We start from the raw sequence: 14238 nt of genomic DNA, 5'->3' as shown, positions 1-14238 counted from the left end.
TGATAGGTATACTCCTTCTTTATTATAGGCGGCGGCGGGACCGGGTGTCAACGCGGCGGGAGACGTCTGCGCCTGAGCGACGACGGATCAAGACGGAACGCCCCGCCGTTTACAGCGTTACCCCCGCCAGTTCCGCAGCGCGGCGCATGCGGGTGATGGCGCTTTCCCGACCAAGGGCGGCGATGAGGGCGTTGAGGTCAGGCCCGTGCTGTTGCCCCGTCAAGGCGACCCGGATGGGCATGAAGACATTGCGGCCCTTTTCTTTCGTCTCCTTGGTCACCTCTTTGAGCATAGCCTTGCTGTTGTCCGGCGTCAGGTCGCGGCCTTCTGAGAGCTTGCGCAAGAAGGCGTTGAAGACCTTGGGGACCTGTTCCTCCGTCATGATGGCTCTGGCCTCGTCGCTCTCAAAGGTGATGTCGTCGCCGTAGAAGAGGGGGATGAAATCGGCGATTTGGGCCATATAGCTGATCTTCTCCTGGATCGCCTGCACCATGTAGCGGACCTTGCGCGCCGCCGCCTCGTCAAGGGGTTCCTGGACAAGGCCGGCCTCGATCAGGTGCGGCACGGCGAGGGTGACGAGGCGATCCTGGTCGGCCTTGCGCAGGTAGACGCCGTTGATCCAGTTCAGCTTTTCAAAATCAAAAACGGCAGGGCTTTTGGCGACGCGGTCGAGGGAGAACTGGGCGATCAGGTCGTCGAGGCTGAAGATCTCTTCTTCTCCCCCTGGCGACCAGCCGAGCAGGACGAGGAAGTTGACGATCGCCTCCGGCAGATAACCTTGCCGTTGGTAGGCGACGACCGAGGTGGAGCCATGGCGCTTGCTCATCTTGGAACGGTCTTTGCCGAGGATGAGCGACACATGGGCGAACTTGGGCGGCGTCAGGCCGAGCGCCTGGTAGATGAGCAACTGGCGCGGTGTGTTGGACAGGTGCTCCTCGCCGCGGATGACGTGGGTGATCGCCATCAGGGCGTCGTCGAGGACGACGGCGAAGTTGTAGGTGGGGATGCCGTCCGATTTGACGATGATAAAATCGCCAATGCCGGCGCATTCAAAGCTGACATGGCCGCGAACGAGGTCGTCGATGGCAACGGCGCCCTCATCAGGGACACGGAAGCGGATAACCGGCTTCCGGCCTTCGGCGCGAAAGCGCGCCTCTTCCTCGGCGCTGAGGCAGCGACAGCGGCCGCCGTAACGGGGGAGCTCCCCTTTTTCGGCGAAGGCTTGACGCTCGGCCTCCAGTTCTTCTTCCGAGCAGTAGCAGCGGTAGGCCTTGCCTTCGGCCAGCAGCTTGTCGGCCGCCTCCTGGTAGGTGTGAAGGCGCTCCGTCTGCCGGTAGGGGGCGTGGGGTCCGCCGACGCGGATGCCCTCGTCCCAGGTGATGCCCAGCCACTCAAGGGCGTCGAGGATGTTGTCCTCGCTCTCTCGGCTGGAACGTTCGAGATCGGTGTCTTCGACACGGACGATGAATTGGCCGCCGAAACGGCGGGCCAGTAGGAAGTTGAAGAGGGCCGAACGGGCACCGCCGATATGCAGGGGGCCTGTCGGGCTGGGGGCGAAGCGAACGCGTATGTTTTCCATGGCGGTGGTCGGCTCCTTTGCGACGGGCGAGGCCTCGCCCGGTAAATTTATGGATAAAAAACGACACGCTATCGGCAAATCGGGGTGATAAGGCAGCGTTCGCTAAGAGCTACGCGGCGGCTCGCTCGTCGGCTGCGCTCGGGCGCCAAAATCTCTCGGGCTTTTCTGCATGTCAGATGGCGCCCTAACCGCTTCGCCTCCTCGCTCACTTTTCGCCGCTCCGCTCAAACCGCTCACGCTGCCTTATCACCCGGTTTGTTTTTGGGGATGCTTTAGCGTTTTTGTATTTTACGTATTTATGTATCCATCATTTGCGTTTTTGACGAGCTCCTCGTAGGAAAGACCGCCCCTTACCGCCGGATCGTCGCCACAGCGTACGATGCTATCCCCTCACCGGTCCCGGCGAAGCCGAGGCCTTCGGTGGTGGTGGCTTTGACGTTGATCCGATCAGGGGTGATGCCGAGGGTGTAGGCGATGTTCTCTTGCATCTTGGGGATATGGGGCGCCAGTTTGGGGCGCTGGGCCACGATGGTGGCGTCGATGTGGCCGACAGACCAGCCCTGGGCAGCGAGCTTTTCGCCGACGAGCTTTAACAGGAGCAGGCTGGAGACGCCTTTATAAGCTTGATCCGTGTCAGGAAAGTGGCGGCCGATGTCGCCCATTCCGGCGGCGCCTAGCAAGGCGTCTTTGATGGCGTGGAGCAGCACGTCAGCGTCAGAGTGGCCGAGGAGGCCTTTTTCGTAGGGGATGTCGACGCCTCCGAGGATCAAGGCTCGCCCTTCGACAAGGCGGTGGACGTCATAGCCCATGCCGGTGCGAACATCTGTCCCACTCGGGGACGCCGGGGACGCGCCGGGGGGTAACGCTTTGAGACCGCGCCGGGCCAGGACCGCCTCGGCCAGCACCAGGTCGTCGGGCGTCGTCAGCTTCAGGTTTTCATAGTCGCCTTCCACCAGGTAGACGGGGTGGCCCGCCTGTTCTATGACCATGGCGTCGTCTGTCGGCAAGGGGCCGGCCTTGCGCGCCCCGGAATCATACCAGGCGGCATAAGCTCGGGTGAGGTCGTCGTAGGCGAAGACCTGCGGGGTCTGTACGGCGTAGAGGCCGGAACGTTCGGGCGTGGCGAGCACCTTGCCGTCGGCGGCGGCCTGTTTGATCGTGTCTTTCACCGGTACGGCGGCGACGGCTGACCGGTATTGGCGGACTTTCTGGATGCATCTGGAAAGCAACGCAGGCGTGAAAAGGGGCCGTGCTCCATCGTGCACGGCCACCCATTGACAGTCTTCCGAGGCCAACGCCTGCAATCCATTCCATACGGAATCGATGCGCTCGTCGCCGCCTTCCACCAGGCGAACCCGGTCCGTCCACCGATACCGCTCCAGCAGTTCTCCCATCTCTCTGGCATCATCCCGGTGGATGACTAGGACGCAGGGGCCGAAATCCGGATGGGCGAGCAGCCCTTGCAAGGTCCAGGCGAGGACCGGCTGGCCCGCCAGGGGAAGGAGCACTTTGTTCGCTCCGGCGCCCATGCGTTTGCCCCGGCCGGCGGCGACGATAACAACGGCGCAGGTGTCCTTAGACAATGGCGTTCACCTCATTGAGTGCCGGTGTCGGCGATACTTTTTTTCCTTCGCCGGGTTTCGGTTTGGCGAAGATCATCCGCCCGGCTGATGTTTGCAGCACCGATGTGACGAGAACGGTAAGGGTCTGTCCAATAAAGCGCTTGCCACCGTCGACGACGATCATGGTGCCATCATCGAGGTAGGCGACGCCTTGCCCCAGTTCTTTGCCGTCCTTGATCACCTGAACGGTCATCTCTTCCCCGGGCAGCACGACCGGTTTGACGGCGTTGGCCAGTTCATTGATGTTGAGCACCTTGACGCCTTGCAACTCGGCCACCTTATTGAGGTTGTAGTCGTTGGTGACGATGCTGCCGCCGATCTCACGGCAGAGCCGGACGAGCTTCGAGTCGACCTCGGCCAGGTCCTCATAGTCGCGCTGATCGATCTGAACCGCCACATCGAGCTCCTTGCGGATTTTGTTCAATACGTCAAGGCCACGGCGGCCGCGGTTGCGCTTGAGCAAGTCCGAGGAATCGGCGATATGCTGCAACTCTTCCAGTACGAAGGCGGGAATGACCAGTGTGCCGTCGATAAAGCCGCTTTTGCAGATATCGGCGATGCGACCGTCGATGATGACGCTCGTGTCCAGCACCTTCAGGCAAGCGTTTTTTGCCTCAACTTTTTCTTCCGCTTTGTCTTTGGCGTGTTTTTCCTTCCAGCGGGGATAAATAAAGGTGAGGATCTCTTCCCGTTTTTTGACGCCGACACGCATGCCGACGTAGCCCATGATGGCCGAAAGCCCTACCGAAAGATACCTTCCCAACCCCGGGAGTTCCGAAATGGAGACATCTAACAAGTTGGCAATGATTAAGCCAACAATAAGACCGATCGCCCCGCCGACAAGGTCTTGAATGGGTGTTCGCTGCAACCTGTTTTCCAGCCAGCCGGTCATCACGACAACCCATCGTATCAACTGTGGGGCGATGAGAAAGCCCAACGCGCCGGGAATCAATGTGATAACAGCTAAAAATGAATGCTTAGCCGGATAGGAAGAAAGGTCAAAGACTCGGTTTGCGCCAGAGAGCAAGGACATACCGACGGAAAATCCGACAGCAGCAAAGGCGACTGCAATGGCGCTGCGCATGAAATTGCGAATCATTCAATCACCTCCTTTACTTTTATTTTAACAAAGTAACATTAACATTATACGGGAAAAACACATTTCCGGCAAGGATATGGACATTTTTTGAATGGAATTGATAATTTTCCCTAAAAAAGCAAATGGCCCCGCCGGCCGTTAAGCCAAACACCGGGCCAACATCGCTTCAATTTGTTCCGGCGGGGTGTCGTAGGCGAGCGTCAGTTCGCTGACCAGGATCTGTTTCGCATTTTCCAGCATCCGCCGCTCCCCCGTAGAAAGCCCCTTATCTTGATTGCGGTGGATCAGATTGCGGACCACCTCCGCCACAGCGTAGATATCGCCGCTCTTCATCTTGTCCAGGTTGGCTCGGTAGCGGCGGTGCCAGTTGTTGGACATGGTCGATTTTCTCGACTGCAACAAGGTCATCACTTGATCGGCCTCGATGGGTTCGATGACCTGTCGCAACCCCATATCGTCGATCTGCCCGCTGGGAACCAGGATGCGCATATCACCTAAGGACAGCCGGAGCACATAGTACTGCCGCTTTTCCCCCAGCACCTCCCGCTCCTCGACGGCTTCGATCACGCCCGCCCCGTGCATGGGATAGACCACCTTGTCACCGATGGCGAACACATCCTCCCTCCTCTCGCTGGGACCTGCCGCCTCCGCCCTTCGTTGACAATCCCTGACTGTCGCCGCTATAATAAGTGCAAACATCCGGTTGGGAAAGGACGGGAGCATTGGAGCATGAAAGACTTGGCGTGCCAGCAGTTTCAGGATACGGTCGCGGAATTTTTAATTCGCCACCAGAGCATCCTGGACATCATCTCCAAGTCTCAGGAATCCAATGCCCGGGTAAACCGGGCGGTGGTGAAGGCAGTGACCAACTGCGGCTGTGTCAAAATCAAGGCCGAGAAGTCTGCCATCCCGCCAGAAGCGACCCTCGCGGATCTGAAAAACCTGCTTGACAGCCATCTTGACGGCGAGTTGTGCCCCAACTGCCGGGAAATCATTGAGAGCGAGATGGGAAAGTCCATCTTTTATCTGACAGCGCTTTGTCACAGCCTGGGTCTCAATCTGGCCGACGTGCTCCAACGGGAGCACGAAAAAGTCTCCACGCTAAGAATATTCAACTTCACCTGATTCCATGACCTGAGGGGACCTTCGGTTCCTGTCAACGCTTTTTGGGCGGTCGCGATGCGACCGCTTTTTTATTTCTCCCATCGCATAAGTTGCGCCCGCTGGCGCACACTTTTCATTGGATACGAGGCCGTTTAGAAAGGGGAGCGACCGTGCAGGCCGATCAAAACAACAGCCATCCGCAAACCGGCATCCCCGTTCCGGCATCGGTAGTCATCTATCCTCCGACCCATTGGTCGGGACAAAGCAGCCCGCCGACGGGATTCCGCAGTGTGGCAGGACAAGGGGAACGGAATCAACAAGAACAACAAAGCGCCAGTCAACAGGGGAACGGCAACTCGCAGCCGGGACAGGGGCGAGGACAGAATCAAGGTCAGGAAAAAAAGCAAGTCCACGGTCAAAATCAGGGACAAAGGCAAGGACACAGTCAGGGACAAACCCAGAAAAAGGCCGAAGGCCAAACGGGGATTTCCGGACAGATGGAGTGCCAAAACCAGGGATCTCCGGGGGGAGGAGGGCAACAGGAACAGACGGGCCAAGGTTATCCCTTCAATATGGGGGCCTCCCCCTTTGCCGGCGGCTTCACCCCGCTAGGCGGCGGCTCGCCGATGATGGTCGGCGTTCCTTCCGGCTTTGGCGCCCAACCGGCGGCAGGATTCGCTTCTTTTGCAACACCTGCTTACAGCTACAGGGCCCCCTCGGCGCAAACCATGTTCCCCCCCCCTACGCCCATGATGTCAGCGGGGATGAACGCCCTGACCGATAAAGACCTGCTGTTGCTTGTGGAACTGATGGCCCAGGAGTTGAACGCAGCGCGCAAATGCAGGCACTTTGCCCAGACAGCCGGCGATGAGGCGGTGACGACGGCCTTGCAACGGGCAGGCCAGATGCACCAGCGTCATCTGAAGGTGATGCTGCAGCACTGCCAAGTCGGCGGTATAAGCGTATGGTCGTAAGGGAGGACAGGAAATGACCGGGGCGCTGAAGATGCGAAAAACTTCCCGCCAGTCGCCTAAGGGTCAGGACAACGGCCAGGGAAGCGGTCAAGGCAATGATCAGGGGAAGGGCCAGGTGAGCGAGGCGGGGAACCAAGCTTCGGACGGCCTGACCGCTCAAGACATGTTTTGGGACGTGGTGAGCACCGAGAAACAACTGGCTCAGTTGTGCAACCAGGCTGCCCTGGAGGCGGGCCAGCTAGGGCTCTATCAGGATCTGATGGCCATCCTGAACGAAACACAGGCCTGCCACCGGGAACTCTTTCACCTGATGTTGCAGCGCGGTTGGTACCACCTGCATCCTGCCGACCTGATGCAAACACAGCAGGTCTTCCAGGAATTTCAATCGATGGCCCAGTCCTTGCACAGCCAGAACCAGAGCGCCCCAGGCGGCCAGGGCAGCAGAGCGCAGGGCGAAGATAGCGGCAACGCCGGCGCGATAGGGGGCAATTCCTCCCAAGGCTCTGGCGGATCTACCAGCGGCGGAAAATGAATCAGCCGTCTCCGAGCATCGCCTGTTCGCGGAGGCGGCGCAAGCCTTCTTTGATCGCCCGGGCTCGGACTTCGCCGATGCCCTCGACCTCGTCCAGTTCCTCCGTGGATGCCCGGCAGATGTTCTGGAGCCCTCCAAAGGCGCCGACTAGATTTTCAACCACCGAATAGGGGAGCCGCGGGATTTTGGCGAGGACCCGGTATCCCCGGGGGGAAACGGACATGTCGAGGACGCCCAGGCCCGATCCATACCCCAAAGCGCGGGCGATGGGGAGCAGGTCGGGGATGTCGTTGGAGTGGTAGTGAATCTCCTCGCGGATCTGCGTGACGGAGCGGTTCTCCGTCGTCCGGTAGTCCTCAATGATCGACTGGCCCTGTTCCTCCACGTTGTCGACCAGTTCTGCCAACTGCATGCGCACGAGACGCCCCTCGTTGCCCAACTCGCAGATGTACTGCTGCATCTCCTGGAACATGCGCGAAAACATCTCGATACGCTGCAGGATCCGGGCCACATCGAAGACGGTGACAAGGTCCTGAAACTCCAGGTTCGTCAAGTTATTGAGCGTTTTGGTAATTACTGATTTGTACTTTTCCAGGGTTTGCAACCCTTGATTGGCCTTGGTCAGGATGGTGGGGATGTCGCGAAGGGTATAGCGGAGCGTGCCCTGGTAAAGGGTGATGATCCCCCGGCGCTGAGAGATGGAGACGACCATTTCCCCTGTCTGGCGGGCCACCCGTTCGGCTGTGCGGTGGCGAATGCCTGTCTCCCCTGAGGGAATCCCGGGATCAGGGACGAGCTGCGTATTGGCGTAGAGGATGCGGCTGGCGTCACCGTTGAGGACGATGGCCCCATCCATCTTGGCCAACTCGTACAGGGCTGCCGGCGAGTAGGGGCCGTTGATCAGAAAACCGCCTTCCACCGCATCCAGTACCTGCCGGCTGTCGCCGATGACGATAAGACCGCCCGTCTTGGCCCGCAGGATGTTCTCCAAACCCTCCCGCAAGGGTGTTCCGGGGGCGAGGACGCGCAGTGCCCGCAAAAATTTTTCATCGGGTTCTCTCATGGCCTTATCCTCCCAACAGTGCAGCGAGCGCTTCTTCCACCGTTTCCACAGCAATCAGTTCCATCCCTGTATCTTCCTTCAAGTATTTCCGGTTTTGTTTCGGGCAAACACAACGGGTGAATCCCAGCTTGAGCGCCTCATGGAGGCGTTTCTCCAAGTGACCGACGGCGCGCACCTCGCCGGTGAGTCCCACCTCGCCGATGACGACGGCCGCCGGATCAGCCTGCTGGTTTCGCCAACTAGAAGCGATGGCCGTCACAACGGCCAGGTCGGCTGCCGGTTCAGCGATTTTCAACCCGCCGGCCACATTGACATAGATGTCCTGTTGGCCCAATTGGAGCCCGATCCGTTTGTCCAAGACGGCTGCCAGCAGGACCGTCCGGTTGTAGTCGAGGCCGGTCGCCATGCGGCGGGGCTGGCCGAAGGTGGTCGCTGCCACCAGCGCCTGCACTTCCACCAGGACCGGGCGGGTTCCCTCCATACAGGGGACGACGACAGAGCCCGCCACCCCTTGGGTCCGCTCGGCCAGGAAAAAGGCCGATGGGTTAGGGACCTCGACGAGGCCTTGGCCGATCATCTCGAAGATACCTAGTTCATTGGTGGAGCCAAAACGGTTCTTGACGCCCCGCAGGACCCGGTAGGGGTAATGGCGCTCCCCTTCCAGGTAGAGCACGGCGTCCACCATATGTTCCAGCACGCGAGGGCCGGCGATGGCCCCCTCTTTCGTCACGTGGCCGACGAGGGTGATGGCCACTGACAGGTCCTTGGCTATCCGCAGCAGTTGGGCGGCGCACTCGCGCACCTGAGCCACATTGCCTGGCGCCGAGCCCAATTCATCCCAGTACATGGTCTGGATCGAGTCGATAACCACCCAGCCAGGCTTGCGCTGGCGGATCGTCTCAATGACGGCAGCGATGTCTGTCTCCGCCAGCAGGTAGAGGTCGACGCCCTCGACGCCGAGCCGGCGCGCCCGCATCTTGATCTGTTGGACCGACTCCTCTCCGGAGACGTATAAGACCGGTCCCGACGATGCCGCCATATGCTTGGCTGCCTGGATGAGCAGGGTCGATTTACCGATCCCCGGATCACCGGCCAGCAGAGTCAGGGAGCCGACGACGAGACCGCCGCCGAGCACGCGGTCCAGCTCCGCGATGCCGGTGGAGAGGCGGCTGTTGGCCTGCACCTCCGCTTCATCGATATGGATAGGGCCGCTGGCGGCTGCCGCCCCGAAACGGTTGGAGAGGGACTTCTCTGTTCCTCCCTTGGCAACCTGTTCCTCGACGAGGCTGTTCCAGGCGCCGCAACCAGGGCAGCGCCCCAGCCACTTGAGGGACTCCTGGCCGCATTCGGAACAGAAAAAGCGGCTCTTCGACTTTGCCATTTATGCCTCCCTGGTCAATCGGGTTCCCTTCTCCCCCTATTGGAGGCGTCCCCCGAGGCTTTTCTCTGTTACTCTTTCGGGAAATGAGGAGAAACCCCTGCTTGGGCAGAAAGAGAAAAAGGCCCCTCCGCGAGAAAAACGGAGGGGTCTTGTGTGCATTCCATCTGATACCAACGAGTAGTCCCGTTAGATGAGTTCGCAGTTTCGCTTTCGGGGCCGGTAGCTTGTATGGACCGGTCCGGACTTACCTATCCGGCCGCCTTTTTTTCAAAGCGGAGTTTTCCATCGGCCACATCGACGGTGATCCGATCGCCGGCTTTGAATGCTCCTTTCAACAGGGCCTCGGAGATCTCGTCTTCGACGAGACGCAGGATGGCCCGGCGCAGGGGTCGAGCGCCAAAGGTTTCGTCAAAGCCGACCTTGGCCAGGTGCTCCTGGGCCGCTTCGGTCACTTCCATCGACAGGCCTGTGTCCGCCAACCGGCGGTTCACCTCGTCGAGCATCAGGTTGACGATCCGGCGGATATCCTCGGCGGCCAGGGTATGGAAGACGATTGTCTCGTCGATGCGGTTGAGAAACTCGGGCCGGAAGCTGCGTTTCAGTTCCTCCATGACCCGTTTTTTCATCGCCTCATACTGGACCTCCCGCTCCTTGGCGCCCTGTTCGGTCGGCTTAAAGCCCATGACGCCGGAGCGCTTGATCGTCTGAGCGCCCACGTTGGAAGTCATGATGATCACCGTGTTGCGGAAATCGACGGTCCGTCCCTTGCTGTCGGTGAGCCGCCCGTCTTCAAGCACCTGGAGGAGGATGTTGAAGACTTCCGGGTTGGCTTTTTCGATCTCGTCGAGAAGGATGACACTGTAGGGGCGGCGTCGGACCGCCTCGGTCAACTGGCCGCCCTCGTCATGGCCGATGTAGCCGGGCGGCGCCCCGACAAGGCGCGAGACGGAGTGCTTCTCCATGTACTCAGACATGTCGATGCGGACCATGGCGTCTTCCTGCCCGAAAAGGGCTTCGGCCAGCGCGCGGGCCAGTTCGGTCTTGCCGACGCCCGTCGGTCCCAGGAAGATGAAGGAGCCGATGGGGCGCTTGGGATCCTTGAGGCCGGCCCGGGCGCGGCGGACGGCCCGGGAGACGGCGGCGACGGCTTCACCCTGGCCGATGACGCGGCGGTGAAGTTCTTCCTCCAGCTTCAGCAGGCGGGCGCTCTCTGTTTCGGCCAAACGGGTGACGGGGACGCCGGTCCAACTGGAGACGATATGGGCGATGTCCTCTTCACGGACGACCGTGTTGGCGCTGCCCCGAGCATGTTCCCAGTCGGATTTCTGCTTCTCCAGTTGTCCGCGCAATTGCATCTCCTGGTCACGCAACTGGGCGGCTTTTTCAAACTCCTGGGCGAGGACGGCCGCCTCCTTCTCCTTGCGCAACCCTTCGAGGCGGGCCTCCAGTTCCTTCATATCGGGCGGCGCCGTGAAGGTCTGCAAGCGCACACGCGACGCGGCCTCATCGATCAGGTCGATGGCCTTGTCGGGGAGGTAGCGGTCAGAGATGTAGCGGTCGGAGAGGCGGACGGCGGCATCGATGGCTTCGTCGGTGATCTTCACCCGGTGGTGGGCTTCATAGCGGTCACGCAAACCTTTGAGGATGGCGACAGCTTCTTCCCGCTTCGGCTCGCCGACGGTGATCGGCTGGAAACGGCGCTCCAGGGCGGGGTCGCGTTCGATGTGTTTGCGGTACTCGTCGAGGGTGGTGGCGCCGATGCACTGCAGTTCTCCCCGGGCCAGGGCCGGTTTGAGGATGTTGGCGGCGTCGATGGCGCCCTCGGCGGCGCCGGCGCCAATCAGGGTGTGCAACTCGTCGATAAAAAGGATTACGTTGCCCGCCTGGCGGATCTCGTCCATCACTTTTTTCAGCCGTTCCTCAAATTCGCCGCGATACTTGGAACCGGCGACAACAGAGGAGAGATCGAGGGTGACGACCCGCTTGCCCGTCAGGGTCTCGGGCACCTTGCCATCGACGATGCGCTGGGCCAATCCTTCGGCGACAGCTGTCTTGCCGACACCAGGCTCGCCGATGAGGACGGGGTTGTTCTTCGTGCGACGTGAGAGGATCTGGACGACCCGCTCGATCTCCGTCTCCCGTCCGATGACCGGGTCGAGTTTGCCCTCACGGGCCGACTGGGTCAGGTCGCGGCCGAACTCGTTCAAGGTTGGCGTCTTGCGGTCCCGTTCTGTCGCCGCCGCGCCAACACCGTTTCCGCCCGGGGGCGCCTGGTGCCCCCCCAGCAGGGTCATCACCTGGTGGCGCACTTTTTCGAGAGTCAGGCCCAACTCGGCCAGAACGCGGGCAGCGACACCCTCACCTTCGCGGATAAGGCCGAGCAGGATGTGCTCGGTGCCGACGTAGTTGACGCCCTGTCGACGCCCCTCTTCGTTGGCCAACTCCAGCGCCCGCTTTGCCCGCGGCGTCAGACCGATCTCAGCCGGCTCGGCCGCACCCTCACCGACGAGCTTGATCACCTGTTGGCGAACTTGTTCCAGTTCCAGGTTCATGCTGAGCAATGCCTTGGCGCCGATGCCTTCGCCTTCCCGGATCAGCCCCAGCAGCAGATGTTCCGAGCCGACGGCCGGGTGCTTGAGGGCGACTGCTTCCTCTTTTGCCAGGAGGAGCACCTTCTGTGCTCGCTCCGTAAAACGTCCCATCATGGGGAACCATTCCTCCTTTCCTTATTTACCCGTCGAGACTGAACCGCTCGCGGATCAGAGATGCCCGCTGCACATCGCGTTCAAAAGGGCTCAATTCCCTGCCGGCCAGCTTTTGCAAAAAGGCGGGACGGGTCAGGACGAGCATCTCATTGAGGACCTGCGGTGATACGCCCTTGATAATGCCCAGGTCGATGCCGAGGCGCACGTTCGATAAAAGGGTCATGGCCTCTTGCGAGTCGATGATGCGGGCGCTCGTCAATGTGCCATAGGCACGGCAGACGCGGTCCTCCAACTGGGGTTTCGTCTCTTTGAGCAAGACCTGACGGGCCATCCGCTCATGGTCAATGAGTTGAGTGGCCACGACGACCAGGTTGGAGATGATTTCCTCCTCCGACCGGCCCAAGGTGACCTGGTTGGAGATCTGAAAGAGGTTGCCTGTGGCGTCGGTACCCTCGCCGTAGAGGCCGCGAACAGTCATCCCGATCTGAGACAGAGAGGCCAGCACGCGGGAGGCCTGGTTGGTCAACACCAGCGCTGGCAGGTGCATCATCACCGAGGCCCGCAAGCCTGTTCCCACGTTGGTGGGGCAGGCGGTCAGGTAACCGAGCTTTTCGTCAAAAGCAAAATCGAGCTTCGATTCGAGCAGATCATCGATCCGGCTGGCCAGTTCCCAGGCTTCCTCGAGTTGCAAACCAGGGAAGAGGCACTGGATCCGCAGGTGGTCCTCCTCGTTGATCAGCACGGAAACGGCTTCATCGGCCCGGAGAATCAGCCCCTTCCCCGCCGCTTCTTCGGCGTGCTGGGGGCTGATCAGGTGCTTGTCAACGAGCACCAGCCGGTCAAGGGGCTCCAGTTCCTCGAGCTTGACGAAAATCAGATCACCAGAGGTTTGTTCGACTTCCGCATCTTTGATCGTCCCTTCCACCTGGCTGACAACAGCCTTGGCCTGTTCGGCAGCGGCCACATTGGGGAAGGGGATGTTGCAGAGGTTGCGGGCGAGACGCACCCGGGAACTGATGACGATCTCTGATTCTTTTCCTGTACCTTCCATCCATTTCGTTAAGGCCTGATTGACAAAACGATCACGCATCGCCATCCCCCTCTACTCTGCCATTCCTTTTTCCAACTCGCGGATCTGGTCGCGGAGCCGCGCCGCCTGTTCAAACTCCTCGTTGGAGACATGCTGTTGCAGCCTGGTCCGCAGATTCTGGATCTCCCGCTGCAAGCGGATGCTCCCGCCGCTGCGTTTTGGCACCTTGCCGGTATGGCGGTTAGAACCCTGTACACGGCGCAGCAAGGGCTCTACCTTGTCCTGGAAGCGGCCGTAGCACCGGTGGCAACCCAAGCGCCCGGTCTGACTGATCTGGTTGTAGTTGGCACCGCAGTGTTCGCATTTTCCCGGCGCATGGAGATTCAGATTAACGGAACTCGTCGCTTTTCCCGTATCAAAACCGAGCAAGCCGGCCAGGAATTTGTTGATGGGAAAGTTATCGTCGTAGGCCATGCTCCATTCCTTGTGGTGGGATCGGGCGCACTCCTCGCAGAGATTGACCTCCGATTTCTGCCCGTTGACGATCTTGGTCACATGGACGGTGGCCGGACGCTTTTTGCATTCATCACAAAACATGGCGGAACCCCCCTCTATCATTTCAGCCTTCTATTATCCGTTTAGCCCTTTTCCTTCCCCTGTGGCTCATCCTCGTCCGGCGCCTGGTAGCGCTTCAGATTGGAGAGCATCGCCTTCAGCAGTCGGGCGCGCAGCAGGTCCCGCTGGGGAAAGCCGATCTGCAATACATCGCGTTGGACGGCGGCCTGCATGATCAGCGCCTCGCGGATAGTCAGGATCTGCTCTTCCATCAGCCGTTCGATGATCCGGCGCGCCTGGTCTTCCGACAGCATGTCGCCCAACTGGTTCGCCAGGATCTCCCACAAGTCTTCCTCCAGGTCGAGCTTGACGATACGGACGAAACCGCCGCCGCCGCGCCGGCTCTCCACCACATAGCCCTGCTCGGCGGCGAAACGCGTCGTCAGGACGTAGTTGATCTGGGAAGGCACACAGCCGAAAAGGGCGGCCAACTGCTGCCGCTGGATCTCGATCATCCGTTCCCGGCTTTTCTCCAACTGTTCCTTAATGTAGCGCTCGATCTGATCGGCCAGATTGGCCATGTTCCATCACCAC

Annotated in this window: 13 protein-coding genes; 3 read left to right on the top strand and 10 right to left on the bottom strand. The window is 60.3% G+C overall.

Annotated features, from left to right (window positions below):
* Positions 1-109: 109 nt before the first annotated feature.
* The 4 genes from gltX to AC0CW1_RS13145 form a co-directional block, all read right to left on the bottom strand.
* Positions 110-1579: a glutamate--tRNA ligase gene (gene gltX, locus AC0CW1_RS13160; RefSeq protein ID WP_488183482.1), complete on the bottom strand. Its 1470-nt coding sequence runs from the start codon at positions 1577-1579 to the stop codon at positions 110-112.
* 350 nt (positions 1580-1929) lie between these two features.
* A complete protein-coding gene (gene ispD / locus AC0CW1_RS13155; RefSeq protein WP_488183481.1) occupies positions 1930-3162 on the bottom strand; it encodes a 2-C-methyl-D-erythritol 4-phosphate cytidylyltransferase in 1233 nt (410 codons plus the stop codon).
* Positions 3155-4300: a PIN/TRAM domain-containing protein gene (locus tag AC0CW1_RS13150; RefSeq protein ID WP_488183480.1), complete on the bottom strand. Its 1146-nt coding sequence runs from the start codon at positions 4298-4300 to the stop codon at positions 3155-3157. Before AC0CW1_RS13150 ends, ispD begins: the two co-directional genes overlap by 8 nt.
* Positions 4301-4438: 138 nt before the next feature.
* The gene (locus AC0CW1_RS13145) at positions 4439-4915 is read right to left on the bottom strand and encodes a CarD family transcriptional regulator (protein ID WP_488183479.1); all 477 of its coding nucleotides are present in this window, start codon (positions 4913-4915) and stop codon (positions 4439-4441) included.
* A 114-nt stretch (positions 4916-5029) separates the two neighbouring features.
* Here AC0CW1_RS13145 and AC0CW1_RS13140 point away from each other — a divergent pair, with 114 nt between their 5' ends.
* From AC0CW1_RS13140 to AC0CW1_RS13130, 3 genes are all read left to right on the top strand, one after another.
* On the top strand, positions 5030-5425 hold the full coding sequence (locus AC0CW1_RS13140) for a nucleoside triphosphate pyrophosphohydrolase family protein (protein ID WP_488183478.1): 396 nt from the start codon (positions 5030-5032) through the stop codon (positions 5423-5425).
* Between the two features lie 149 nt (positions 5426-5574).
* Complete coding sequence (locus AC0CW1_RS13135) at positions 5575-6378, top strand: ferritin-like domain-containing protein (protein ID WP_488183477.1); 804 nt, start codon at positions 5575-5577, stop codon at positions 6376-6378.
* A 13-nt stretch (positions 6379-6391) separates the two neighbouring features.
* Positions 6392-6910 (top strand): spore coat protein, encoded by a 519-nt coding sequence (locus AC0CW1_RS13130; RefSeq protein WP_488183476.1) that lies wholly within the window; start codon positions 6392-6394, stop codon positions 6908-6910.
* Position 6911: 1 nt separating this feature from the next.
* On the opposite strand, the gene disA is transcribed toward AC0CW1_RS13130, so the two are convergent.
* The 6 genes from disA to AC0CW1_RS13100 form a co-directional block, all read right to left on the bottom strand.
* Positions 6912-7973, bottom strand: coding sequence for a DNA integrity scanning diadenylate cyclase DisA (gene disA / locus AC0CW1_RS13125; protein WP_488183475.1), 1062 nt, complete (start codon positions 7971-7973; stop codon positions 6912-6914).
* A gap of 4 nt (positions 7974-7977) precedes the next feature.
* Positions 7978-9354: a DNA repair protein RadA gene (radA, locus tag AC0CW1_RS13120; RefSeq protein ID WP_488183474.1), complete on the bottom strand. Its 1377-nt coding sequence runs from the start codon at positions 9352-9354 to the stop codon at positions 7978-7980.
* A gap of 248 nt (positions 9355-9602) precedes the next feature.
* The gene (locus AC0CW1_RS13115) at positions 9603-12059 is read right to left on the bottom strand and encodes an ATP-dependent Clp protease ATP-binding subunit (RefSeq protein ID WP_488183473.1); all 2457 of its coding nucleotides are present in this window, start codon (positions 12057-12059) and stop codon (positions 9603-9605) included.
* 25 nt (positions 12060-12084) lie between these two features.
* Positions 12085-13149 carry a protein arginine kinase gene (locus AC0CW1_RS13110; RefSeq protein ID WP_488183472.1) on the bottom strand — a complete coding sequence of 355 codons (1065 nt, stop codon included), beginning with the start codon at positions 13147-13149 and terminating at the stop codon, positions 12085-12087.
* Positions 13150-13161: 12 nt separating this feature from the next.
* A complete protein-coding gene (locus tag AC0CW1_RS13105; protein WP_488183471.1) occupies positions 13162-13686 on the bottom strand; it encodes a UvrB/UvrC motif-containing protein in 525 nt (174 codons plus the stop codon).
* Positions 13687-13727: 41 nt separating this feature from the next.
* Complete coding sequence (locus tag AC0CW1_RS13100; protein WP_488183470.1) at positions 13728-14225, bottom strand: CtsR family transcriptional regulator; 498 nt, start codon at positions 14223-14225, stop codon at positions 13728-13730.
* Between the last annotated feature and the right edge of the window lie 13 nt (positions 14226-14238).

This window comes from Heliomicrobium sulfidophilum (genome assembly GCF_057715735.1).
Note: the sequence above shows the minus strand (reverse complement) of the source record. Positions and strands in the feature narration are given on the sequence as shown.